We start from the raw sequence: 22,928 nt of genomic DNA, 5'->3' as shown, positions 1-22,928 counted from the left end.
ATGTTAGGGGGTAAAACCGCCCAGGTCAAATATTGTTCGATAGCGGTGAAAAGTGTGATCTGGATCAAGCGGGTGGAGGGGCTGGAAACCTAAAATGAAGAAGGCAATTTTAGGCTGGATTACAGGAGCTTGATATGAGCAGCAATCTACATGGTATCGCCATAGGCATAGAGCGCAGTCAGGATGATTTCTACCTCGCCTTCAAGGCCGTCGGTAAGTTGACCCACGAAGACTATGAGCAGATGACGCCGCTGCTGGAGTCTGCCCTGGCGGGTATAAAGGCGCCGGAAATCGTGGCCCTCATCGATATCACAGAGCTCGATGGCCTGTCGCTGCACGCCGTTTGGGATGACCTTAAGCTGGGATTGAAACATGGCAAGGAGTTTAAGCGGGTGGCCATCATAGGCGCGGGAGATCTGCAGCAGTGGGCGACCCGGGTCGCTAACTGGTTCACTCCGGGCGAGTTCAGATTTTTCGAGGATAAACGCGATGCGCTCGAGTGGCTGTGTTGATGCTTGTGACGGGTGTCGTATGCAGTGAAGCAGAGGCTGCTTACAGCATCTTGCCAAGGTCTGTTACCAGCGGGAATAGATGACGAGAAGGGCCTGCAATATAAGCGATTTCTGTCAAGCCTGTGTCAATTTTATCCGCTATGCTTAAGTAAAAAGAGAATGCCGATAGCGTTGGGGCCTGTTGGCCTTTCCTGTTTGTTTCTGCGGTAGTTTGTAGACGTTTAATTAAAGGCGGAGTCAGTGAGGTTATTTTGCTACGCCAATCTGTGATAACGCAGGAGAAATGTCCTACAAGGGCTGCTTAAAAGGGGCGTCTAAATGGCTCGCGTGGTCGGCGAAATGTGTCTAGAGAGAACAGAAAATAAACCTGAAAGCATAATAGGTCCTTAAGGAGTAACAGATGAGAAGTGGTCAAATTTTATGCCCGACAGATTTTTCTGAAACGGCTTCCCATGCCCTGTCTTACGCCATCGAGATGGCCAATCTGTATCAGGTGGGATTTCGCTTACTCCATGTGGTCGAGCAGCCGATGGGGGATGAGAATTTTCAGATCCTCGCCATCACGCCGGAGGAGCTCGCCCAGTCGATGGAAGATGCCGCCGCCGAGAAGATGAAGTCCTTGCTGGCCAAGCTCGATAGCAAATTACCTATCGAGACCATGATACGTCGTGGCGATCCCACCACAGAGATCTTAGCCGAGGCCGAAGAGAGTAATGTCGGCATGGTAGTGATCGCCAGCCATGGCCGTAAAGGTTTGTCTCATTTTCTGCATACCAATGTGGCAGAGGCAGTGGCTAACCGCGCCAAGTGCCCAGTGCTTGTCGTCAAATAGTGCAGGTCTCTAAGCTGACCGTCGGCCTATGGTTGAGGGTGCAGCCTAGTTGTCGTGTCTGTGACAGAGGGAGACGAGCGCCTGATTTGAGGAGGTGAATATGCGTACCCGTCAAATATTATGCCCAACGGATTTTTCCGAGACGGCATCACACGCCTTGAGTTATGCCATCGAGATGGCGACGCTATATGGCGTGGATCTGCGTATCGTTCATGTGGTGAGTGAACCCTACGGCGCCCATAACTATGGGATAGTGGTTGAGAGTCAGGAAGAGCTGGAGCAGCATCTGCATGCCTATGCCAACGGTAAGTTGGGTGAGATTGTCAGGGATGCGCAGATTAAGATGCCACCCCATCTCAAGGTGCACAGCGAAGTACGTACCGGTGGCGTCTTGGGCCAGATACTGCTCGATGCCGAAGAGTACGATGTGGGTATGATAGTGGTCGCCAGTCATGGTCATACCGGGCTGTCTCACCTGCTGAACCCGAGCGTGGCCGAGGAGCTGGCCAACAAGGCCAAGTGCCCCGTGATGGTAGTGAAATAGCCTGATCCTTTCTGTTTGTTTTAAAGCAGTTTGAGGGGGCTTAATACAAGTCATAGCCAGTGCAGGCTAGTTCTTCTACACAAATTGGCTAAGGCGTTAGCATCGGCAGGTATCTTGATGAAGCTGAGCCGCCAGGGCGTGCAATACCTCTGGCGCCGGCTTGGTATGGGCAAAGGTTCTCAGCCCATAGACGCCCATGATGAAGTAGCGAGCCAGGTGTTCAGGGTCCCCCTGAAGTTCTCCCTTATCGACAGCCGAGCTAAATTGCGCCGCAAGCAGCTGCTGCCAGTCTTCCAGGTGCTGCTTGATGGCACTCTCAATCACCTCATCCTGTTGTGCCACCTCATTGAGCGCCTTAGTCAGCAGGCAGGCCTTAGGTGTGCCTTGGCACTGACACTCATCGACTACGCCGGCCAGATACTGTTTGAGCTGCTCAGGGAAGGGGAGGGATGAGCCGAAACAGGCGGCAAGTTCGTCTCGTCTGTCTTGCCCATATTGTTCGATTACCGCCAGCAGCAGGCCGCGCTTGTTGTCGAAGGCGCAGTAGATGGAGCCAGGGTGTAACCCTGTGGCCTTGGTGAGATCTTGCATACTGGTCTTGGCGTAGCCCTTGTCGATAAAGGCATTCATGGCCTGTCTCAGTACTTGTTGGCGATCAAATTCGGCGTTGCGCATCTTGCTCTTGTAGCTGTTTGCTTGGGTGGTAAATGAGATTGTACTTAATTTTGAATGTACGTTCAAAAAAGATCTTGAATCATTTTTCGCCTGGGAGTATCTTGAACGCTCATTCAAGATAGAGAGCCGATTATGACAGCCGATCTGTTTCAGCCTTATGCGCTTAACGCCAGTATTACCCTTAACAACAAGATTCTGATGGCGCCCCTTACCCGTTGTCAGGCCGACGATGATCTGGTGCCAACCCAAGCGATGGCAGACTACTATGCTCGCCGTGCCGATGCCGGGCTTATCATCTCGGAGGCGGTGATCATTCGCCCCGATGGTCAGGGCTACCCCAATACCCCGGGCCTGTTTACCCCAGAGCAGATCCAGGGCTGGCAGAAGGTAACCAGCGCGGTACATGCCAAGGGCGGCAAGATCTTCGCCCAGCTGTGGCACACGGGCCGGGTGGCGCACTCGCACTTCTTCGGTGGACCAACCGTGGCGCCGTCGGCGGTAAAGATTGAAGGCACGGTACCGCGTCAGCGCGAACTGGCCTACGAGATCCCTAAGGCACTGACCGGTGAGGAGATAGCTCAGCTGGTGGCCGACTATTCCCAGGCGGCGGCCAATGCTATCGATGCCGGTTTCGACGGCGTCGAGATCCATGGCGCCAATGCCTACCTTATCGATCAGTTCCTGCATCATGACAGTAACCGTCGCGATGATGAGTTTGGCGGCACGCCGGAGAATATGGCGCGCTTTCCGCTGGCCGTGGTGGATGCCATCATTAAGCGTATCGGCCATGATCGCACCGCGCTGCGGGTGTCGCCGGGCGCCTATGTCAATATGCAGTGTGATAGCCGGGATCGCGCCGTGTTCGACTACTTCTTAAAACAGCTGGAGTCGCGCCAGTTAGCCTACCTGCACGTGGGGATCTTCGACGATGCTTTGACATTCGACTATCTCGACGGACGAGTGTCTGACTATGTGCGCGCCCATTACAGCCAGACCCTGGTGGGGGTAGGCAGTTACAGCGCCGAGACTGGGGCACAGGCCATTGCCGATGGCCGTTTCGATCTGCTGGCGATAGGTCGTCCCTTTATCGCCAACCCAGACTATGTGGTCAGGGTACGCGACAGGCAGCCGCTGGTGAGTTACTCCGATGAGATGTTGGCCGAGTTGGTTTAAATCGGCGGGTATTTCAGTGAAACAACAAAAAGGGCATATCGCTTCGGCGACATGCCCTTTTTAGTGTGCTTTTCTTAAGCCCTTTTGTTGATGGACTTAGATCAGATCTTCCAGCTCAGGGTGGCGCTGTAGTTCGCCGGCGCGCCATAGAAGGCCTGAGCCCAATAGAGACTGTTGAGGTATTTCTCGTCGGTCACATTGTTGGCGTTGAGGCTCAACTGAAGGTTGTCGTTAAACCGATAGCGGGCCATAAGGTCGACGATGGCATAGGCATTCTGGCGGGTGACGATCGCCTCGCCCGCATTGTCGAATCCCTCGCCGACCACCCCTTGATTGCGGTAGATATCATCCTGCCAACGCATGTTCATGCCCACCGAGAGGCCCTCTATGGCGGCCACATCATAGGTGGCGGCAAACTTGAGCAGGCGACTCGGCGTGTAGGCGGCTACCTTCGCGGCGTTCTCGTCATCGCCATCTATGTCGAAGTCGGTGAAGCCCAGGCTCAGGTTGAGGCCATCGAACACCTCACCGGCTACCTCTAACTCATAGCCCTTGCTGTTGATGCCATCGGCCCCTATGTAGCGTTGATCGCTTGGCGGCAGAGCAGCTGTGCGGGGATCCGGCACCGCCAGGTTGACCTGCTGGACGTCGAAGTAGGCCAGGCTGGCGATCAGGCGGCCGTCAAACAGCTCGCTCTTAAGGCCTATCTCCTTGCTCTCGCCCGTTACTGGGGCCAGTAGGTTGTCGTCGATATCCTTCTCGATTTGCGACTTGAAGGTCTCGGTATAGCTGGCGTAGGCCACGAGTTCAGGGGTGATGCGATAGACGGCGCCCAGGTAGGGAATGAACTGGCTGTCTTCTACATCTTGCACCTTGGCATAGGAGATCCCTTCGGCCTGCCACTTGTTGAAGCGGCCACCGGCGATGAAGTGGAAGCCATCAAACAGGTTGAAACGACCGGTAAAATAAGCGGCCTGCTGCTTGGCACCGACATCGCTGCCACGAGGCTTATCGGCAAACACAGGTTTGGGCGTGTTGCCGTCCCAGGTGTTGAGATCCGGCATGGCCGGGAAGCCGTTACCCGTGGTGTAGTCGTACAGCGAGCTGTCGATGTAGTCCACCTTGGCATAGTTTACCCCGGCCACCAGTTGGTGCTCGCGGCCAAACAGGCTGACTTCACCGTCAACATAGATATCGACCAGATCATGGCTCTCGTCTAAGTCATATTCGCTGCCGTAACCCGTGAGGCCCAGGCCGGTTTCTCTGTCTGGGGTACCGTAGACGTAGAAGAGCTCGGTGTCTTCGTCTGTGCTCTTGTGGGAGTAGGTGGCACGCAGGCGCCAGTCATCACCGAAGTAATGGCTCAGCTCCACGACGGTATTGTGCTTGATCACCTGCCAGTTAGACCAGTTGGCTGAGGTGTTGGTGGATCTGTCGTAGTGGGTCGGGCTGCCGTCTGTGTAGTAAAGCGGCAGGGCGCCCCAGTTGTTGCCGGTGGCATCGTTGTTGATGTAGCTGTGACTGACCGACAGGCTGGTGTCGTCGCTCAGGTTAGCCTCGATGAAGGCATAGAGTACGCTCTTGTCTGTCTCGTATCGGTCGAGGTAGGAGTCTTTCTGCTGCTTCACCGCTACCACTCGGGCGGCGAAGGTATCGTTGAGGCGGCCGCTGGCGTCCGCCTCGATTCTGGCGTTGTTAAAGCTGCCGTAGCTCGCCTGGAGCTTGAGCTGATTGTCGGCCGTGGGACGCTTGCGGATAAAGTTGACCGTGGCCGAGGGGTTGCCCACGCCCGTCATCAGGCCGTTGGCACCGCGGATCACCTCGATGCGATCATAGATGGCGGTATCTTCGTCGGCATGGTTGTTGCCCGACGTCAGTGGCAGGCCGACGCCGTCGATCTGGAAGTTGGTGATGTCGAAGCCGCGGGCGGTGTAGTAGGTGCGGTCTGTCTCGATGCGCTCGACATTGATGCCCGTGGCACTGTCCAGGGCGCTATTGATGTCGTTGAGCTGGAAGTCGTCCAGCTGAGCATCTGTGATCACTGATACCGACTGAGGAATATCTATGATGGCAAGGTCTAGGCGTGAGGCGCCGCCGACCGAGTGGGCGTTATAGCCTTGCACATAGCGGCCGCGAACCTCGATCTTCTCGATCTCTTGATCACCCCGTTGGTTGTCTTTGTCTGCTTGAGCAGTTTGATCTTCTGCGTGGCCTGGCATGGTCGCCATGCTCAGGGCGCAGAAGATAGCGAGCGAAATAGGCTTAAGTTTCATGATCTGTCGTCATCTTGGCAAAAGAGGAATAGTGAGGAGCGGTGCAAGGCCGCTGGGGACTTGGCACGCCAACCAAATTAACGCAACAAAGGATATACAAAATAAGCAAGATTTTAAATGGGAATGGTTATCATTTACTTTTGTATCGAATGTAAAGGAAAGAGTCAATTTTTAAGCCTGGTGGCCGCGTTGGCCTTTGCGTTAGCAAGTTCGTCGACTTTTTCTATACTCAGTGATGTGACTTGGATCAGATTTTAAGATGAGGCTCCCATGAGAAGAAGCGTAATAAGAATAACTGGTTTGCTACTGATGTCGGCAAGTGCCCTGGTCTTCGCTGGTCAGGCGCTGGCCGGTCAAGAGCAGGCTAAGACGAGTTCGACTCCGGCCTTCGACCATGCCAACGGTAACGCCGCATTCTTGCGCTGCGGTACCCGTACCCCCTCGGATCTCGAGGTGCGCATGCTAAACGAACACCTCAAGACCCTGAAGAAGCCTGATGGTGTGGGTAACGGCAATGGCGGTGGCAACGGCAACGGCAACGGCGGTGGTGGCGATGGCGGCACAGGCGGTGACTACAAGGCCGTAGGGTATAATATTCCCGTCTATGTCCATCTCATTCTAAGTAGCAACGGCGACGGCGATGTGTCTGGTCTGGTTGCGGATCAGATGAGTGTACTGAACAACGCCTTCTCTGGCGCAGATGGCGGTGGTGGTTTCGATACCAAGTTCAGCTTCACCTTGATGGGGACAACAACAACAGAAAACGATGCCTGGTATACCGCAGGGCCAGGTAGTACGGCCGAGAAGGCGATGAAACAATCCCTTCGCATGGGCGGCGCCGACACGCTTAATATCTATGTCTCTAATCCAGGCGGCGGCCTGCTTGGCTGGGCGACCTTCCCCACAGATTATGCCAGTAACCCTAGCGATGATGGCGTGGTGATCCTCAATCAATCGCTGCCCGGAGGCACTGCTTCGCCGTACAACGAAGGCGATACGGCTACCCATGAGGTTGGTCACTGGCTGGGCCTGTATCACACCTTCCAGGGGGGCTGTAGTCTTGGCGATCAGGTAGCCGATACCGCGGCAGAGCGTTCGGCGGCCTATGGCTGCCCAACGGGACGCGATACCTGCAAACGGGATGGCGGTGAGGATCCCATCTACAACTTCATGGACTACACAGACGACAGCTGCATGTTTGAGTTTACTCCGGGTCAGTCCGAGCGTGCCGATATCTTAAGCGGCGCCTATCGTTGGCCAAGTAACTAGCCTCATGACAAATCCCATGCTGAAACAGGGCCTATGGTGCATCGCCATAGGCCTTGGTTTGTGGGGAAGTCCTTGCCTGGCGGAGCGGTTGCGTGCCCCAGACTTTGTGCCCTGTGGCCGTGACCAGCTGACTTCATGGCAGGGTGAGGTGTTTAATTATCACAGGAGCGAGACTCAGCTAGCCTTCGGTATTCGCACCGTCGACGGCACCCTGGAGCACCTGGATATCGCCTATCGTCTTGAGCAGATGCGGCTAAATGGCGGACTATTTACCCTGCCTGACTGGAAACGGCTCGAGCTTTCTCCCGGCGTACTCAGGCCCTCGGTGCGGGTGAGAGTGTGGCGCTGCGATAACGCCGGCGCCATCAGCTTCATGATCGATTGGCTCGAGTGATCCAGCCAGAGCCCTTAATCGCTAAGCTCTTAGTCGCTAAGCATAGCGGCGACACTGCCGCAGAGTGTCATCAGAAACAGAAACCACTTGAGTACCTTGGGACTGACCTTGATGGCTAGCTTGACCGCTAGGTGGGCGCCCACCATGGTACCTGCCGCCAGTATGAGTCCGGGAACCCAGAGGATCAGATCTTCCTTGATAAAGATAAGCAGGGAGGCCAGGGTGAAGAACAGGGTACAGAACACCTTGAGGGCATTTGCCCTGACCAGATCATATCTTAGGCTGCCCGCTAGGGCGGCCAGCAAGACGAACCCCACCCCCGCCTGCACGAAGCCGCCGTAGATCCCGGCCAGGGTCAGCCAGAACCAGGACTTAGGCGTGTCTTTGACTCTGTTGACCGGGGTGCCCAGCTCGGGGGCTATGATGGCGGGGCGCACTAGAATGATGAGCGCCATCAACAGCATGGTGCCCAGCAGTAGGGGTTTTATCAGCGTACTGGGGGCGTAGGCGGCCAGGCCTGCACCTATGAAGCCGCCGACTATGGTTGGCACCAGAATCGGCCCCTTGTCATCCGTATCTAGCTTGCCATGTTTGTGAAAGCCCAGCATGGCGGTGATCGATTGCACCGTCACCCCGACACGATTGGTGGCATTGGCCACCTCGGCGGGCATGCCCATGACCATCAGGGCTGGCAGGGTAAGGTTAGAGCCGCCGCCGGCCAGGGTGTTGATGATGCCAGCCAAGAAGCCGGTGACGACCAGCAGCAGGCCGTAGGTGAGGGTGATCTCCATGGGTACTCCTTACGCCCTAATGGGGAATGACTCGCTGGATAAGTTAGAAACTCGAGCCAGGTTCGGCGAGAAACGCCAGCTCCTCGTCGGTGGACTTGCGCCCCAGAATCGCATTGCGATGGGGATAGCGGCCGAAACGGTCGATAATCGCCTTGTGGCGCTGCTCGAATGCCAGGTTATTCTCGGCGCCCTCGCGGTTAAAGAGGATCAGTGCCACCTCGTGAATTGCCTGGGACTCGCTGTGCATGTAGGGCATGTAGAGAAAGGGCACCTGTTTAGGTTGCAGTTGCTTATCGATACCGGCCGCTACGGCTTCCTGAGCCAGGGCCAAGGCCATGGGATCGGCGGCGAAGGCCTCGGGCTTATCCCGGTAGATGTTACGGCTAAACTGATCCAGTAGGATGATCTCCGCTAGGCGTCCCTGTGGTGTGGTGCGCCAGTGATAGAGTTCGCCCTGTTTTGCCTGGGTGACTAGCTCGCCGAAGCGGCGGGCTATTGTCTGGTCGAAGGCGAGATCTTTGATAAACCAGGCCTTAGGTTCGATCTCCTCGAACCAGAAGCGAATAATTTCGTCTGGCGTATGGGCTATCCTGTTCATGTCTGCTCCTTATCTCCACCTATATCCAGTTTTTCGGATCTTGCCTGGTCAAATTTAACGCGGTTTCGGCGATCAATCTAGCCTCTTTCAGGGGAATATAGGGGATCACTAAGGGGCCTGAGGCTAGTCCTAAGTGCAGGTTAGCCAATGACTTACGCCTCTGCCCCGGTGTCTGTGATATACAGATATCTTGAGTCTTACTCAGAGGTACCAGTCGCCAGGTTTGTCCCAGAGCGCCTGTGTGGATCCAGCAGTCGTCGCCCTCCAGCTGATAGCCCCACTGTCGATAGTTGAGATAGAGGCCGACAAGCGCCACCAAGGTGAAGCCGGCAAGGAGTTCGGTGAAGGGGTTGATGCCGACGATTGAGGTTATCACTATGGGGAGCAGCATCAGCAGGGCGGCACGGCGCCAAAACCAGCCGATATCTATCCCCTGATAACCTGTGGGTAAGGCATTGGCCTTGGCGGCCAAGTTATCTAATCGCTTGAAGGCCTGTGGGATCTCATCTTGGGTCATGCTGGGGATCAACAGATGACGCTTGCTCAGCTGCTCAATCTCATTGCCCTTCACCTGTTCAAAATGCACCGTCCAGCGGCCGATTAGCCGGCCTATGGCGGGTTGTTCGAAGCGTACCAGCTGCACCCTGTGTAGGCGCAAGGCATCTTGTTGCTTGGCCAGTATGCCGCCGGTTCTGTGTAGCGTGCCTTGGCGCAGGCTGAGGCGATAGGGATAATACTTAAGCACGGCCGAGGCGATGGAGATTAACGAGAGCAGCAGGGCGAGTAGTGCCAATGCGGCCAGCACCGCCAGGATTTGATAGACAAGCCCGGTGGCGACGTTGGCCTGATACCAGTGCCAGACCCCTTGTACCAGGCTGTTCTGCCCCAGGGATTCCCAGTCTACCTGGCCTATGATGGAGCCCGAGATCAGTGACAGCCAGATGAGGTTGTTCTGATAGAGGCCGAAAATTAAAAGAGCCTTGAGATCTTTGGCGACCACTAGGCCTTCGCCGCGGCGTCCCGATTGGTCGGTGTTGGCCGCTATGGTCTGACGGTCAGCCTGAATCGCCTCATTGTGCCCCCCAATTGATTCGCTGTCGTCCTTAATTGCTTGAGACGGAAATAGCTGTTTCTTGAGTAACATGGCTTGACGGTAGTTAACCGCCGCCAGCACTGCCTCATCTTGCTTGGAGCCAGCCGTTTCCACCACCAGGCTGTAGAGACCTAGGGGGCGAAAGTAGAGGGGCTGCTCCAGGCGCACGTTTTGGATCTTATTGAGTGGGATCTCGTGCGCGCGTTTAAACACTAGCCCCTGGCGTATCCCCAGCTTGGCATCACTGAGCCGGTATCTGTATCTGGCCCACTGCAGGCTGGCATAGGTGAGTGTGATGAGTATGACGCCAAGGCCGACCAGCAGCACCCAGGGAGAATTAAAGCCCTGCTGCCAGCCGGTATAGACCAGGGGGATCAGGGCATAACCATTGGTGAGTATCTGTTTCAGGCTGCCAACGCTGAAGCTGACTATTGACCAGGGAGACAGGCTCGCCCATTGGGCGAAGCGCATACTCATGGGCTATGCCTCATCTTCGCCGGTGGCTTGTTTTTGGGAGGCCTTGGCTAACAGGTGCTTGCGCAGTGGCTCCGCCGTGTCATCGCCCAGACCAGGCAGGCTGATCTCGGCGCTACCACTGCCGGCACTGAAACACTTGAGGGTGTGCTGACGAAAATAGCGTTCCAGCGGTCCCTGAGACAGGCTGACATGTTGTAAGCGGGTATAGGGTAGGGCGATCTTCTTATGCCAAATCAATCCCTTCTGCATGATGAACTCGTGATCGAATACGCCATAGGCGAAAGAGAGGGCGTAGCGATAACGGCCGTAGCTAACAACGCCCGCCAGGACAAGCAGCAGAGTCACTAGGGCGATGATCAGGCTGCCGGGCAGGTTGAGTAGTATGGCGGCCAGGGGCGCAATGATGAGCAGCGGCGTGAAGATCAGCAGATTCTCTATCTGCACCTGATGCAGATAGGCCCGTTCCAAGGGGGTCAGAGGCACTTCGTCTATGCTGATCCAATCCGGCTGCTCCAGTCTATGCCGGGCCTGCATTGAGGCCGAAGCTTGAGGAGTCACATCTTCCATTTGTTATCCTGCTAAAGTTGGCAATTGACTGACTATAACATCTTTCCTTTGGCTGTCAGCCATTTGCGTCTGTATGAGATGGATCTTTTATGTTACAAGAGTATAAAAAATAATAGTGATAACAAGTTAGAGAAGAGAGGATGTCTTGAGCGCTGAGTTATCTAAGCAGAAAATCGCCTTCCTGAGAAAGCTCTACCTGGCCCATATGATCGACGGTGAGCAACACAACTTACTGTCGTTGAACAAGGCCACCTCTATGCCACGCCGCACCCTGCAAGATGCGATTGCCGCCATGGGGGATATCGGCATTACCTGCACCTTCGTGCAGGACGGCGAGCGCCATAATGCCGGTTACTATCGCCTCAATGACTGGGGGCCTATCGATAAGGCCTGGGTAGCGAGCCATATCGAGACCATCGCCCAGTCGTTAACGCCTAGCGGATAGTCTATTGAATAGTGCGAATCTGAGAGGCTTAGTGATTTAGCAGGTAGAAGCCGATAAAGCCCAACCAGCTGAGGGCCAGTAGCAGCCAGGGCAGTTTGCGGCTTGTCGGCGTCTCTTGGCGCGGCTCACTCTGTTGTTCGAGGGGTTGACGCTGCTTTTCCTTCAAGACTTGTTTGCGCTGCTTATCCCTGTCTCTGGCCTTACTCTTCTGGCGCTTCTTATATTCGGCGATCCCTTTCTCTATCCCCTGGGCGATAAGCTTGGTCTGTTCCTTGGTTTGCCCGGGTTTCTGGGTGGCCTTGGCAATTTTCATCGCCTCATCTTTGGTTTCGTTGGAGATCTGCTGCGCCATAAGGTCATTAAGCTGATGAATGATGGCCTCACTATAACATGAGTCGCCCGCTAGGGTTACGGACCTTGTTTGCTGGTATGTCCTTCGCCCCTATACCATAGTATGAGTATGATTTAGTTAAGTTATCGCTTAACCTGTCTGTGGCAAATTCAATCAATAATAATACCCTGCTATCAAGGACAAGATCATGCTCAATAAGGCCGCAAAACCTCTGGTCAAGTTGGTCGACCGCTATCTGCCCGACCCCTATATTTTCGTGTTACTCCTCACCCTGCTGGTCTTCATTGCCGCAATGCTGGTGGAGCAGCAGAGTCCGTTGCAACTGGTTACCTACTGGGGCCAGGGATTCTGGGCCCTGCTGAGTTTCTCCATGCAGATGTTGCTGGTGCTGGTGGCCGGTTATATGCTGGCCAGCTCGCCGCCCATTAAACGCCTGTTAGATGGCATCGCCGCCCTGGCCAAGAGTGCGCCCCAGGCGATCATCCTGGTGACGCTAGTGTCTCTGCTGGCCAGCTGGATCAACTGGGGCTTCGGCCTGGTGGTGGGCGCGCTGTTTGCCAAGGCGCTGGCGCGTCAGGTGAAGGTGGATTATCGACTCTTGGTGGCCAGTGCCTATTCGGGTTTCGTGGTCTGGCACGGCGGCCTGGCGGGGTCGATTCCCCTGACCATAGCCACCAAGGGGCATTTTGCCGAAGATAAGATAGGCATTATCCCTACGGACACGACTATCTTCGCCGGATTTAACCTGGCGCTGGTGGCGATCCTCTTCGTGCTCATCCCCTTGGTTAACCGCTTCATGCTGCCGAGCCAGGAGGAGAGTATCTATGTCGATAAGGAAAAGTTAGCTGAGCCCGAGGTCAAGACAGAGGCTGTCACCCGCCCGGCGGATTACCTGGAAAACAGCCGGTTGCTGGCCTGGGCCGTGGGTGGTGCCGGCCTAGTATATCTGGGGCAATACTTCTTCGCCTCAGGGGGCAAGCTCAACCTGAATATCGTCAACTACTTGTTTCTGTTTCTCGCCATCATATTGCATCAGACGCCCCGCAGCCTGCTGACCAGCCTCAATGAGGCGATTAAGGGCGGCGCCGGCATAGTGATCCAGTTCCCCTTCTATGCGGGGATCATGGCGCTCATGGTGCAGTCTGGCCTGGCACAGAGCATCTCCTCAGGTTTCGTGGCCATCGCCAGCGCCGAGACCCTACCGTTCTGGAGCTTTATCAGCGCCGGTATCGTTAATATCTTCGTGCCCTCGGGTGGGGGCCAGTGGGCGGTGCAGGCCCCCATCATGTTACCGGCGGCCGAGGCGCTGGGCGCAGATGTGGCGCGTATCGCCATGGCGGTGGCCTGGGGCGATGCCTGGACCAATCTCATCCAACCCTTCTGGGCCCTGCCCGTGCTGGCGATCGCCGGGCTTAAGGCGCGGGACATCATGGGCTTCTGCCTGATGCAGCTGATCATCACAGGCATAGTGATCAGCATAGGCCTGACCTGGTTCTAGTCAGCGCTCTGTTGAACCTGAATGAGGTGACAAACAAAACCCGCTTTTCCCGGCGGGTTTTGTTATTCTGTCAGCCAAGTGTCGCGCGCTGACTAAAAGGAATGCCAGCTTGTCTCAATCTCTCTCTTCCGCCGTACCTCAGGACAGGAAACCCAGTCCTAAGCGGTCGGTTTTGCCCTGGATCGGCAGTTTCCTGCGCCCCTATCGTGGCAAGGTGATCGCCGCCATAGTGTTTCTGTTTATCGGCTCCCTCGCCTGGCTGTCGCTGGGCCAGGGGGTACGCCTCATGGTGGATGAAGGTTTCCTTAGGGAAAATAGCGAGCGCCTTAACGAGATCATCTTGCTGGTGATAGGCATCACCGCCCTGAGCAGTTCGGCCATCTTCTGCCGCTTCTACCTGATGACCTGGCTGGGAGAGCGGGTAAGCGCCGATATCCGCCTCAAGGTGTATGACCATCTGCTCAAGCTGTCGCCCGGTTTCTACGCCAGGCTGCGCACCGGCGAGGTGATCTCCCGCTTCACCGCCGATGCCACCCTGTTGCAATCTGTGGTGGGCTCCAGTCTCTCCATGGCGCTGCGCGCCAGCGTTACCGTAGTGGGCGGCCTGGTGATGATGGCGATCACCAGCCTTAAGCTGACCGCCCTGGTGCTGCTCGCCGTTCCCTTGGTGCTCGGGCCTATCTTCTTCTTTGGCCGCAAGGTGCGCGAGCTGTCTCGTAAAAGCCAAGACAGGGTCGGGGATCTGGGGGCCTATGTGGATGAGTCGCTGCATGAGATCCATACGGTGCAGGCCTATTGCCATGAAGACCGCGACAGACAGCTGTTCTTCGAGCGGGTCGAGGCTGTGATGGAGGCGGCCAGGGGACGCATCAAGTACCGCGCCATACTCATTTCTCTGGTGATGTTTCTCAGTATCTTGGCCGTCGCCCTGATCACTTGGGTGGGCGCCAAGGATGTGATGAGTGAGGCGATCAGCCCGGGCGAGCTCTCTGCCTTCATGTTCTATGCCGTGATGGTGGCGGGCGCCGTGGCGACCATCAGCGAGGTGATCGGCGAGATCCAGCGCGCCGCCGGTGCGACGGAGCGGCTTATCGAGCTGGTGGAGACGCCTATCGATATTCCTGTTGCGCCAACTCCGCTAAGCCTGCCGAGCAAGGTGCGTGGCGAGCTGAGCCTCAAGCAGGTACGTTTCAGTTATCCTGTTCAGGCCAGTGCCGATAGTGCTGAGGGGATGGAGGCGCAGGCTGGCGTCGAGGTGATCCGTAGCCTGAGCCTGAATATCGCACCCGGTGAGCGGGTGGCCCTGGTGGGGGCGAGCGGGGCGGGCAAGAGTACCCTGTTCGAGCTATTGCAGCGCTTCTATGTGCTGGACAGCGGGGTGATCGCCCTGGATGGTATCGACATCGCCAGTCTGAGTCCGCAGCTGCTACGTCAGCAATATGCACTGGTGCCCCAGGAGTCGGTGATCTTTGCCACCAGCGTGCTGGAGAATGTGCGTTACGGTCGCCCCAATGCCAGCCTGGAGGAGGTGCAGGCGGCCTGTGTTGCCGCCCGCGCCGACGAGTTTATTGCTGATTTTAGCGAGGGCTATCAGACCTATCTGGGTGAGCGCGGTGTGCGCCTGTCGGGCGGACAGAAGCAGCGTATCGCCATCGCCCGGGCGATACTGGCGGACAGGCCGGTATTGCTGCTGGATGAGGCCACCAGTGCCCTGGATGCGGTCAGTGAGCAGAAGGTGAAGCAGGCGCTGGATGTGCTGATGCAGGGGCGCACCACACTGATCATCGCCCATCGCCTAGCGACGGTGCTCAACGCCGACCGTATACTGGTGATGGATAAGGGGGAGCTGATCGCCAGCGGTACCCATGGTGAGTTGATGCAGAGCAACAGCCTCTACCGCGAGTTCGCCAGCTTGCAGCTACTTACCGAAGAGGCCTAAAGGATAGGAGAGTGAGATAAGGGCAGACAGGTTATATCTGCTCTTATCTGTTTCTATATTTAGCTAGACTAGCCTCTATGGCCGCCGTGGCCACCACGGCACTGATGGCGGGTTTCTCTGCCGCCATCTTCGACACCGATCTCACCGCCATCTTCAAACAGCTTAAATGCGCCTTGAGTCATATCGTTTTGGGTCGGGTCATCAAGGTGCCCGAGGCAGGTGTAGCCCACCCGATAGTTGCCGGCGGGCAGATAGCCCATGGCAAAGAACCAGTTGCCATTGTTGTCTTGGCGTATGGGGGAGATGGCCACCGGCGAGAAGAGGCCGTCGTCGCGGCTCTGGGCTATGTCACCCATCTGCGCCAGGCCGGTCACCTCGCTCGGGTAGAGATAGGCCATGTGATAGAACTGGCCGCCCTCGGGGGCGCTCGCTGCGTATTGAGTCTCACAATCGGCGATCCATTGAGGATCCATCTCGCCGAAGATGTGTCCCATGGTGTCGTCGTCGATGGAGTAGATACCGTGATGGTTGAGTTGATATTGGCCATCGGAAAGGTGCATTGACTGGTAGAGGTCGATCTCCATGGTCAGGTTGAGGTGCTGATGTTCGCCCAGGGTGAAGTTTGCCATGGGGAGGCGGCCATCTTCTATCATCAGCGGGTGCTGGCCCTGGCCATTTTCTATGAGGCAACCCTGGGCCTGATCGCCATTAACCAGGGTGAAGTGTACGTCGTGATATTGGCCTGCGGGGAGTTCTAGGCCGTCGATCACTCTGTGGCTGTCCATGCCTTGGTAGTCCAGCAGGTTAAACCTGTGCTGGGCCATATCCTGAGTGTGTAGCTGGCCGTGAGCATCTGTCATCACCAGTTTATCGAGCACCAGCTCGACCCGGCTGACCTGACTCATTGGCGAATCAGAGAGGGCGATACTCACTGTACCTGTGGCGAGTGGCTCTGGTGGACTGGTGTCATCGGAGCCGCAGCCGCTGAGCATAAGGCCAACGAAGGTGAAGGGTAAAAAAGCTAGGGGTAGAGTTAAGGGTCGCATCTTGATTAAACCTTTTAATGAGTTTTTTCTAATGGTTTTATTCATTCTAAGGAGTACTTGCACAAAAGGTAGGGAATTGCTGGTTAAAATTTGTACTCTGTGAGTGGGCTAACGCTTAGAACGTTTGGGTCTTTATACCCAAAATAAAGTGCGATAGGGAGGCGGGCTTTATCACAGGAGAGCTTTATTACATGAGAGCATTATTACAGGAGAGCGTTAGTCCTTGTGAACCTCAGGCCACATCCCTGCGTATTGGTTTGACGAATTGTTTTTCCAATACACCTCAATAAGTGGAGTATCGCGATGAGATGGCCTGTCACCTTTTCTCTTGTTTGTCTGTTAACCCTGCTAACGGCCTGCACCAGTGCGCCCAAGGGGATAGCGCCGGTGGAGGGATTCGAACTTTCGAGATACCTGGGCACCTGGCATGAAATCGCCCGTCTGAATCATGGCTTCGAGCGCGGACTGAGCCAGGTGACCGCCGAGTATCAACTGCGGGGCGATGGCGGCGTGAGCGTGACCAATCGCGGCTTCGATGCCAAGACACAAAGCTGGAAGAGCGCCGAGGGCAAGGCCTACTTTGTCCAGACGCCCGATATTGGCCACCTCAAGGTCTCCTTCTTCGGTCCCTTCTATGGCGCCTATGTGATCTACCGTCTGGATGCGGATTATCAGTACGCCTTCGTCACCAGCTATAACCGTGACTATCTCTGGCTGCTGGCGCGCTCGCCCGAGGTGGATGAGTCGGTAAGACAAGCCTTTATCACCCAGGCCGAGAAGCTGGGGTTCGATAGCCAGGCGCTGATCTGGGTGCAATAGAAAGCAGGGAGCAATAGATAGCTGGGCGTAATGGATAGCAATAGTTAGGACTGTCTAACCAAGACCTACTAATAATGGGAACAATGGGTGAATAAAAAAGGGCGCCCGAGAAGGCGCCCTTTTTAGGCCTTTCGACTCAAAGGCACTGATTTAGCCGACTACTTCCTCAACTCACGGCGTAGTATCTTGCCCACGGTCGATTTGGGCAGGGCTGGCATGAAATCGATTATCTTGGGCAGCTTATAGGCGGCCAGCTGGTTGCGGCAATGGTCGAGCAGGGCCTGCTTAGTGGCATCGTTTGCCAGCTCAGGTTCTCGCAGCACTATGGCGGCTTTGACTGCCTCGCCGCTACGACTGTCGTCGACGCCGATCACGGCACATTCCAGCACGCTCTCATGGGCGGCCAGCACATCTTCCACCTCGTTAGGATAGACGTTGAAGCCGGAGACGATGATCATATCCTTCTTGCGATCCACTATCTTATGCATGCCATCTTCCGTGGCCAGGGCGATATCCCCTGTCTTGAAGAATCCATCGCTGGTCATCACCTTGGCGGTCTCCTCTGGCTTCTGCCAGTAGCCGCTCATCACCTGTGGCCCATTGACCGCCAGCTCGCCTATCTCCCCCTGAGGCACCTCCTGGTCGTTGGCGTCGAGGATCTTCACCTGAGTGTCGATCACCGGGCGACCTATGGTGCCCAGACACTCGAGCCCTGGCGCGTTGAGGGAGACCACGGGCGAGGTTTCCGACAAGCCATAGCCTTCACTTATGGTGCAGCCCGTGGTGGATTGCCAGATGCTGGCCGCCGCCTGGGTCAGTGCCGTGCCGCCAGAGATGGTGATCTTAAGATGACTAAAGTCCAGCGCCTGGAAGGCCTGCTGATGGCAGAGCCCGACAAACAGGGTGTTGAGGCCGGCAAACCCGGTGAAGGGATGTTGCGACATGGTCTGAATCAGTGCGCTGATGTCTCTCGGGTTGGGGATGAGTACGCTGCAGCCCCCTTGCTCGAAGTAGACGAAGTTCACCATGAAGGCGTAGATATGGTAGATGGGCAGGGGCGCGACGAAGATCTCCTCGCCCTCAACAAACTTGCTGGCCAGTCGCGACTGCACCTGTAGCATGTTGGCCAGCAGGTTAGTGTGGCTGAGCATGGCACCCTTTGAGAGGCCCGTGGTGCCGCCCGTGTATTGCAGCGCCGCTAGGCTCTGCTGCTCGACCCGTACAGGGCGATATTCTGCCTGGCTGCCCAGGGCTAATACCTGGGTAAAGCCTATGTGCGCGAGGGGGCTATCGGCTTGAGGCTGGGGAGCGATCAGATCCAGCGGATGAGTGGCGATCACCGTCTCTATCTGGGTCTCGGGGAGCACGCCTTCCAGTGTGGGCAAAAGATCGCTCAGCACCACCAAGGCCTTGGCGCCCGAGTCTCGGTATTGGTGAATCAGCTCTCTCGGGGTATACAAGGGGTTGGTGTTGACCAGCACCATACCGGCCCGCAGCGCGCCGTAGGCGGCGATGACAAACTGGGTGATGTTGGGCAGCTGGATGGCGACCTTGTCGCCCACCTCAAGCCGGGTATGTTGCTGCAGGTAGGCGGCGAAGTTGCGGGAGTCGCGTTCTATGTCGGCAAAGCTGCTGGCCTTGCCCAGACACACATAGGCTGTCTTATCGCCATAGCGCTCGGCGGCGATTTCGATCAGATCGATCAATGAAGCATATTTCTCCAGGTCTACATGGACGTGAGAATCATAGGCCATGGACGCGTCTCCTCTGGTTATTATTGTGGGTATGATTGGGCGTCAGCTAAAAATCAAACAGGTGTTTAGACTGTGCTAAAAATCACCTCAGGTCAACCACTGTCGGTAGGGAATAAAACGGCTGTTTAACTTCTATCTACATGTTTAATATGATTATTTTTGAAGTGGTGAAATCCATCTGGTCTGACCTGATGTAGGCCAGGCGGTAAGCGGGAAGAGGCTTATCGCCTGGAAACCTAGGGCCTTTAAGCCTGATGACTTAGGCTTGATGATTTAGACCTGATGACCTAGGGCCTGATGACTTAGGCCTGAGCCTTGAATCGGAAGAGCAAGGGGTGAGAATCGCCCACCTTGTAGCGGGCGTTTGCCCCGGCGTTATGTTGCGCCGCCGGGGTTGGTTGTCTTAACCGAAGGGCTTAAAAGGCGCTCAGGCTGAAGAAGGGGCTGGCCTGGGAGACCTTCTCCTTGGGGTTATTCAGGTTGGTGACAGTGAAGGCGATGGTCTGTTTCTGCAGCTTGGCGCCGACAAAGTCCGCCTGCTTCTGCTCGAAAACAGTCACCGGATAGCTCAGCTGTTCGCCGGCCTTGATTAGCACCTGCTGTGAGGTCTCCTTGGCGAAGCCGTGGTTGCCTGTGTCATTGAGGCTGATAAGGTACTGGTGATCTTCTTGGGTCTTGTTGCGGATCTTCAGGGTATAGCTGTTCTCTATGCGACCGTCACCCACCTCGCGGTAGAGGCTCTGGCGGTCGCGGATAACGTTGAGATCTATGCTCTGGTGGCGATAGAGATCCAGGGCGAAAACGCTGAGCATGATGATCACCGCGATGCCATAGCCGACAAATTTGAAGGAGGTAAAGCGTTTCACTTCCTTCTTCTGCAGCTCGTTCTCGCTGGCGTAGCGGATCAAGCCCTTGTCATAGCCGAACTTATCCATGATCTGGTCGCAGGCATCGACACAGGCACCGCAGTTGATGCACTCATATTGCAGGCCGTTACGAATATCTATCCCCGTGGGGCAGACATCGACACACAGGTTGCAGTCGACGCAGTCGCCAAGATCGGTGGCCTGTTTGCGTTTTCGCGGCCCGCGAGACTCGCCGCGGGCGGCGTCATAGGAGACGGTCAGGGTATTGGCGTCGAACATGGCCGACTGGAAGCGGGCGTAGGGGCAGCAGTGCAGGCACATCTGTTCGCGCATCCAGCCTGCGTTGAGGTAGGTACACAGGGCGAAGAACCAGACCCAGGCGGTGACCCAGAAGCTGGCGCTTAGTGTAAAGATCTGTGGATAGAGCTCGCTGGCCGGGATGAAGTAAGCGATGAAACCACAGCCGGTGATCAGCCCCGCCAGTGCCCAGGCCAGATGTTTGGCGCCGCGTTTAAGCACCTTCTCAAGACTCCAGGGGGCCTTATCCAGGGCGTGACGCTTGTTGCTGTTGCCCTCAATCTGCCGCTCTATCCAGACGAAGGCGAAGCTCCAGCTGGTCTGAGGGCAGAGGTAGCCACACCAGACACGGCCCCAGAAGACGGTGACGAAGAAGAGGGCGAAGGCGGCGATGATAAACAGCCACGCCAGCAGGGTGAAATCTTGCGGCCACAGGGTCAGGTTGAAGAAGTGAAACTCCTGGCGCTCCACATCCAAGAGGATCGCCTGGCGTCCCTGATAGGGGATGAAGGGCAACAGGAAGAAGAAGAGGATAAGCAGGCTATTGAGGCCGGTGCGCAGACGCTGAAAGCGCCCCTTCTGTTCTTTTATGTGTATCTTACCGCGCTGCACCGGCAGATTGGTCACGGGGATGGCCTGGCCCAGGGCGGCCTTGGTGGCGATTGGGTTCTCTTTACTGCTGAGATCTTGACTCATTGGCTTTCCAAACTCTTGCTAGGGGAATTGCCGACAGCCAATGCAAGTTGAGATCCAAGTTTAGGAGTGTTGTAAGTTATTGAAATAAATATAATTGAATCAGATTGAATTCAATTCCATTGGCGATATATCGTGCTTTGGCGATATATCGCTAATTTGTATGAGATTGTCGTGAACGTTTTAGGCCGGACGCTTGATCCCCAGCTTGAGCATGCGGGATCTCAGGGTGCTGGCGGGGAGTCCCAGCACATTGGCGGCGCCGTTGGGGCCTGAGATACGCCAGTTGAGCCGCTTCAGGGTGCGGCGGATATGGGCGGCCTCCACCTGTTGCAGGGTCTGAAACTCCCCCTTGTCCTGAGGTAGCGGCTCGGCCTGTAGCGCCGGGATCTGCAGAATCTGACCGTGACAGAGTATGGTCTGACGCTCGATAACGTTCTGCAGCTCACGGACGTTGCCGGGCCAGTGATAGGCCATCAGGTGCTGCATGCCTTGCTTGCTGACCCCTTTGATCTTCTTACCCAGCTTATGGTTGAGGTTGAGCAGGATATCGCTGACCAATAGTGGAATATCTTCCAGCCTCTCCCTCAGGGGCGGCACATGCAGGGGGAAGACATTGAGGCGATAGTAGAGATCCATGCGGAACAGTCCCTGTTCTACCCGCTTAAGCAGATCGTGATGGGTGGCGGTGACCAGGCGTATGTCCACCTTGATGGGAGTACTACTGCCCACACGCTCGAACTCCTGCTCTTGGATCACCCTGAGCAGCTTAGACTGGGCCTCGAGGGAGAGTTCGGCTACCTCATCGAGAAACAGTGTGCCCTGGTGGGCCAGCTCGAACCGTCCCTTGCGGCGGCTGGTGGCGCCGGTGAAGGCGCCCTTTTCATGGCCGAAGAGCTCGCTCTCTAACAGGGTGGGTGAGAAGGCGGCGCAGTTGACGCTCACCAGGGGCTGATCGCTGCGATCGCTCAGGGCGTGGATGTTGCGGGCCACCAACTCCTTGCCGGTACCGTTTTCACCGTTGATCAGCACGGTACTGCTGGTATTGGCCACCAGTTTTATCTGCTGGATCAGCGACTGTATCGCCTCGCTCTCGCCCGAGATATTCACCTCCTGGCGGTGGCTGGCCAGCTCGGTCAGCAGGTAATCATTTTCGTTGGCCAACTTCTCCGACAGGGCCTGCACCTGCTTAAGCGCCTCCCTGAGCGAGGCCTCGGTCTGCTTCTGAATGCTAATGTCACGAAATATCGCGACAACGCCGATGAGACGGTCTTGCTTGTAGACAGGGGTCGAGGTGTAGTGCACCGGAAAACTGCTGCCGTCCTTGCGCCAGAAGAGGTCGTGGCTGATCTCCCTCGCGATACCGTCGTGGAGCGTGTTATAGATGGGGCACTCTTCCTGAGGATAGGGTCTGCCATCGGCATGGCTGTGGTGGTGACAGTCGTGGATATTCTTGCCCAGCAGCTCCTCGGCCTTCCAGCCCGTCATTCTCTCGGCCGCGGGATTGATAAACACGGCGTTGCCTTCGAGGTCGAAGCCGTATATCCCTTCTCCGACCGCGTTGAGCAGGAGTTTGTTCTCGGGTAGAAAGTCCACATGGGCATCATCGACCCTTGGGTGTTTACAAGCCATGCTCGCCGCTCCTTGCTGGCAATGCGCCTCTTGGGAGCGCAATCTTCAAATGTTCGCCTCGGAATATAGCTCGACATCCCAGGGGTGAGTTTGCGTCTATCTTAACCGGTTTTTCTGGTTGGCGTCATCAATCAATGTCGCGATATATCGTTATTCATTTTTGGGCCAACGAGTATGTTTGTTTTTCGCTATGCCTAGCCGACTATTTTAACTATCTCATTAGAGGTAGATGTTAGCCAATAATTGATTTTTTGAGTATTTCTGAACAATTACTCTAACCGGAATTGTTTAAGCTTTACTGACTAATCTATTTGGTTTTTTGCTGCCAAAACCGCATGAATGTTCAGTTTTTGGCCTGTATCACTAACCGACTATCGTCTAATTTAGAT

Annotated in this window: 21 protein-coding genes; 10 read left to right on the top strand and 11 right to left on the bottom strand. The window is 55.9% G+C overall.

From position 1 onward, the window contains the following. The first annotated feature begins 134 nt into the window (after nucleotides 1–134). From L1D43_RS13305 to L1D43_RS13295, 3 genes are all read left to right on the top strand, one after another. Nucleotides 135–512 (top strand): STAS/SEC14 domain-containing protein, encoded by a 378-nt coding sequence (locus L1D43_RS13305; protein ID WP_239852289.1) that lies wholly within the window; start codon nucleotides 135–137, stop codon nucleotides 510–512. 400 nt (nucleotides 513–912) lie between these two features. Beyond that, entirely contained in the window at nucleotides 913–1,344 is a 432-nt protein-coding gene (locus L1D43_RS13300) for a universal stress protein (protein ID WP_041508556.1), read from the top strand. 100 nt (nucleotides 1,345–1,444) lie between these two features. Further along, the gene (locus L1D43_RS13295; RefSeq protein WP_239852287.1) at nucleotides 1,445–1,888 is read left to right on the top strand and encodes a universal stress protein; all 444 of its coding nucleotides are present in this window, start codon (nucleotides 1,445–1,447) and stop codon (nucleotides 1,886–1,888) included. Between the two features lie 96 nt (nucleotides 1,889–1,984). On the opposite strand, the gene L1D43_RS13290 is transcribed toward L1D43_RS13295, so the two are convergent. Then, nucleotides 1,985–2,563, bottom strand: coding sequence for a TetR/AcrR family transcriptional regulator (locus L1D43_RS13290; protein WP_239852285.1), 579 nt, complete (start codon nucleotides 2,561–2,563; stop codon nucleotides 1,985–1,987). 132 nt (nucleotides 2,564–2,695) lie between these two features. Here L1D43_RS13290 and L1D43_RS13285 point away from each other — a divergent pair, with 132 nt between their 5' ends. Next, on the top strand, nucleotides 2,696–3,736 hold the full coding sequence (locus tag L1D43_RS13285) for an alkene reductase (protein WP_239852283.1): 1,041 nt from the start codon (nucleotides 2,696–2,698) through the stop codon (nucleotides 3,734–3,736). Nucleotides 3,737–3,837: 101 nt separating this feature from the next. On the opposite strand, the gene L1D43_RS13280 is transcribed toward L1D43_RS13285, so the two are convergent. Then, entirely contained in the window at nucleotides 3,838–6,009 is a 2,172-nt protein-coding gene (locus L1D43_RS13280; protein ID WP_239852281.1) for a TonB-dependent siderophore receptor, read from the bottom strand. Between the two features lie 270 nt (nucleotides 6,010–6,279). On the opposite strand from L1D43_RS13280, the gene L1D43_RS13275 reads away from it, so the two are divergent. Then, nucleotides 6,280–7,278 (top strand): zinc metalloprotease, encoded by a 999-nt coding sequence (locus L1D43_RS13275; RefSeq protein WP_239852279.1) that lies wholly within the window; start codon nucleotides 6,280–6,282, stop codon nucleotides 7,276–7,278. Nucleotides 7,279–7,282: 4 nt separating this feature from the next. Next, a complete protein-coding gene (locus L1D43_RS13270; protein WP_239852277.1) occupies nucleotides 7,283–7,672 on the top strand; it encodes a hypothetical protein in 390 nt (129 codons plus the stop codon). 29 nt (nucleotides 7,673–7,701) lie between these two features. Here the strand turns inward: L1D43_RS13270 and L1D43_RS13265 are convergent, their stop codons facing one another. From L1D43_RS13265 to L1D43_RS13250, 4 genes are read right to left on the bottom strand one after another with little or no spacing between them, the layout of a single operon-like run. After that, the gene (locus tag L1D43_RS13265; protein WP_239852274.1) at nucleotides 7,702–8,463 is read right to left on the bottom strand and encodes a sulfite exporter TauE/SafE family protein; all 762 of its coding nucleotides are present in this window, start codon (nucleotides 8,461–8,463) and stop codon (nucleotides 7,702–7,704) included. Nucleotides 8,464–8,506: 43 nt separating this feature from the next. Further along, nucleotides 8,507–9,061 (bottom strand): DUF924 family protein, encoded by a 555-nt coding sequence (locus L1D43_RS13260; RefSeq protein WP_239852272.1) that lies wholly within the window; start codon nucleotides 9,059–9,061, stop codon nucleotides 8,507–8,509. Between the two features lie 19 nt (nucleotides 9,062–9,080). Then, on the bottom strand, nucleotides 9,081–10,631 hold the full coding sequence (locus L1D43_RS13255) for a PH domain-containing protein (RefSeq protein WP_239852269.1): 1,551 nt from the start codon (nucleotides 10,629–10,631) through the stop codon (nucleotides 9,081–9,083). 3 nt (nucleotides 10,632–10,634) lie between these two features. Next, nucleotides 10,635–11,198, bottom strand: a complete 564-nt coding sequence (locus L1D43_RS13250) for a PH domain-containing protein (RefSeq protein ID WP_239852265.1) — start codon at nucleotides 11,196–11,198, stop codon at nucleotides 10,635–10,637. 145 nt (nucleotides 11,199–11,343) lie between these two features. On the opposite strand from L1D43_RS13250, the gene L1D43_RS13245 reads away from it, so the two are divergent. Next, nucleotides 11,344–11,643: a winged helix-turn-helix domain-containing protein gene (locus tag L1D43_RS13245; RefSeq protein WP_275659150.1), complete on the top strand. Its 300-nt coding sequence runs from the start codon at nucleotides 11,344–11,346 to the stop codon at nucleotides 11,641–11,643. Nucleotides 11,644–11,671: 28 nt separating this feature from the next. Here the strand turns inward: L1D43_RS13245 and L1D43_RS13240 are convergent, their stop codons facing one another. After that, nucleotides 11,672–11,995 carry a DUF2956 domain-containing protein gene (locus tag L1D43_RS13240; protein WP_239852264.1) on the bottom strand — a complete coding sequence of 108 codons (324 nt, stop codon included), beginning with the start codon at nucleotides 11,993–11,995 and terminating at the stop codon, nucleotides 11,672–11,674. A gap of 187 nt (nucleotides 11,996–12,182) precedes the next feature. On the opposite strand from L1D43_RS13240, the gene L1D43_RS13235 reads away from it, so the two are divergent. Together L1D43_RS13235 and L1D43_RS13230 are read left to right on the top strand one after the other, a co-directional pair. Continuing rightward, a complete protein-coding gene (locus L1D43_RS13235) occupies nucleotides 12,183–13,493 on the top strand; it encodes a short-chain fatty acid transporter (RefSeq protein ID WP_239852262.1) in 1,311 nt (436 codons plus the stop codon). A 109-nt stretch (nucleotides 13,494–13,602) separates the two neighbouring features. Next, a complete protein-coding gene (locus L1D43_RS13230) occupies nucleotides 13,603–15,432 on the top strand; it encodes an ABC transporter transmembrane domain-containing protein (protein ID WP_239852261.1) in 1,830 nt (609 codons plus the stop codon). A 68-nt stretch (nucleotides 15,433–15,500) separates the two neighbouring features. Here L1D43_RS13230 and L1D43_RS13225 read toward each other — a convergent pair whose 3' ends face one another. Next, nucleotides 15,501–16,478 (bottom strand): DUF4382 domain-containing protein, encoded by a 978-nt coding sequence (locus L1D43_RS13225; RefSeq protein WP_239852259.1) that lies wholly within the window; start codon nucleotides 16,476–16,478, stop codon nucleotides 15,501–15,503. A 303-nt stretch (nucleotides 16,479–16,781) separates the two neighbouring features. Between L1D43_RS13225 and L1D43_RS13220 the strand changes: the two genes are divergently transcribed. Then, complete coding sequence (locus L1D43_RS13220) at nucleotides 16,782–17,297, top strand: lipocalin family protein (protein ID WP_239852258.1); 516 nt, start codon at nucleotides 16,782–16,784, stop codon at nucleotides 17,295–17,297. Nucleotides 17,298–17,455: 158 nt separating this feature from the next. Here L1D43_RS13220 and L1D43_RS13215 read toward each other — a convergent pair whose 3' ends face one another. The 3 genes from L1D43_RS13215 to L1D43_RS13205 all read right to left on the bottom strand — a co-directional run bounded on the left by L1D43_RS13215 (nucleotide 17,456) and on the right by L1D43_RS13205 (nucleotide 22,539). Continuing rightward, complete coding sequence (locus L1D43_RS13215; RefSeq protein ID WP_239852252.1) at nucleotides 17,456–19,051, bottom strand: AMP-binding protein; 1,596 nt, start codon at nucleotides 19,049–19,051, stop codon at nucleotides 17,456–17,458. A gap of 416 nt (nucleotides 19,052–19,467) precedes the next feature. Then, a complete protein-coding gene (ccoG, locus tag L1D43_RS13210) occupies nucleotides 19,468–20,910 on the bottom strand; it encodes a cytochrome c oxidase accessory protein CcoG (RefSeq protein ID WP_239852250.1) in 1,443 nt (480 codons plus the stop codon). A 180-nt stretch (nucleotides 20,911–21,090) separates the two neighbouring features. Beyond that, nucleotides 21,091–22,539: a sigma 54-interacting transcriptional regulator gene (locus L1D43_RS13205; RefSeq protein WP_239852248.1), complete on the bottom strand. Its 1,449-nt coding sequence runs from the start codon at nucleotides 22,537–22,539 to the stop codon at nucleotides 21,091–21,093. Nucleotides 22,540–22,928: the final 389 nt, after the last annotated feature.

It is taken from the genome of Shewanella sp. Isolate8, from assembly GCF_022398495.1.
GTDB classification, from domain to species: Bacteria; Pseudomonadota; Gammaproteobacteria; order Enterobacterales; family Shewanellaceae; genus Shewanella; species Shewanella aquimarina.
This window is presented reverse-complemented; position numbering and strand designations above follow the sequence as displayed.

Excerpts from the sequence above, each read along its gene's own strand:
- L1D43_RS13305 (WP_239852289.1), top strand. The coding sequence starts at position 135 with ATGAGCAGCAATCTACATGGTATCGCCATAGGCATAGAGCGCAGTCAG.
- L1D43_RS13300 (WP_041508556.1), top strand. The coding sequence starts at position 913 with ATGAGAAGTGGTCAAATTTTATGCCCGACAGATTTTTCTGAAACGGCT.
- L1D43_RS13295 (WP_239852287.1), top strand. The coding sequence starts at position 1,445 with ATGCGTACCCGTCAAATATTATGCCCAACGGATTTTTCCGAGACGGCA.
- L1D43_RS13290 (WP_239852285.1), bottom strand. The coding sequence starts at position 2,563 with ATGCGCAACGCCGAATTTGATCGCCAACAAGTACTGAGACAGGCCATG.
- L1D43_RS13285 (WP_239852283.1), top strand. The coding sequence starts at position 2,696 with ATGACAGCCGATCTGTTTCAGCCTTATGCGCTTAACGCCAGTATTACC.
- L1D43_RS13280 (WP_239852281.1), bottom strand. The coding sequence starts at position 6,009 with ATGAAACTTAAGCCTATTTCGCTCGCTATCTTCTGCGCCCTGAGCATG.
- L1D43_RS13275 (WP_239852279.1), top strand. The coding sequence starts at position 6,280 with ATGAGAAGAAGCGTAATAAGAATAACTGGTTTGCTACTGATGTCGGCA.
- L1D43_RS13270 (WP_239852277.1), top strand. The coding sequence starts at position 7,283 with ATGACAAATCCCATGCTGAAACAGGGCCTATGGTGCATCGCCATAGGC.
- L1D43_RS13265 (WP_239852274.1), bottom strand. The coding sequence starts at position 8,463 with ATGGAGATCACCCTCACCTACGGCCTGCTGCTGGTCGTCACCGGCTTC.
- L1D43_RS13260 (WP_239852272.1), bottom strand. The coding sequence starts at position 9,061 with ATGAACAGGATAGCCCATACGCCAGACGAAATTATTCGCTTCTGGTTC.
- L1D43_RS13255 (WP_239852269.1), bottom strand. The coding sequence starts at position 10,631 with ATGAGTATGCGCTTCGCCCAATGGGCGAGCCTGTCTCCCTGGTCAATA.
- L1D43_RS13250 (WP_239852265.1), bottom strand. The coding sequence starts at position 11,198 with ATGGAAGATGTGACTCCTCAAGCTTCGGCCTCAATGCAGGCCCGGCAT.
- L1D43_RS13240 (WP_239852264.1), bottom strand. The coding sequence starts at position 11,995 with ATGGCGCAGCAGATCTCCAACGAAACCAAAGATGAGGCGATGAAAATT.
- L1D43_RS13235 (WP_239852262.1), top strand. The coding sequence starts at position 12,183 with ATGCTCAATAAGGCCGCAAAACCTCTGGTCAAGTTGGTCGACCGCTAT.
- L1D43_RS13225 (WP_239852259.1), bottom strand. The coding sequence starts at position 16,478 with ATGCGACCCTTAACTCTACCCCTAGCTTTTTTACCCTTCACCTTCGTT.
- L1D43_RS13220 (WP_239852258.1), top strand. The coding sequence starts at position 16,782 with ATGAGATGGCCTGTCACCTTTTCTCTTGTTTGTCTGTTAACCCTGCTA.
- L1D43_RS13215 (WP_239852252.1), bottom strand. The coding sequence starts at position 19,051 with ATGGCCTATGATTCTCACGTCCATGTAGACCTGGAGAAATATGCTTCA.
- ccoG (WP_239852250.1), bottom strand. The coding sequence starts at position 20,910 with ATGAGTCAAGATCTCAGCAGTAAAGAGAACCCAATCGCCACCAAGGCC.
- L1D43_RS13205 (WP_239852248.1), bottom strand. The coding sequence starts at position 22,539 with ATGGCTTGTAAACACCCAAGGGTCGATGATGCCCATGTGGACTTTCTA.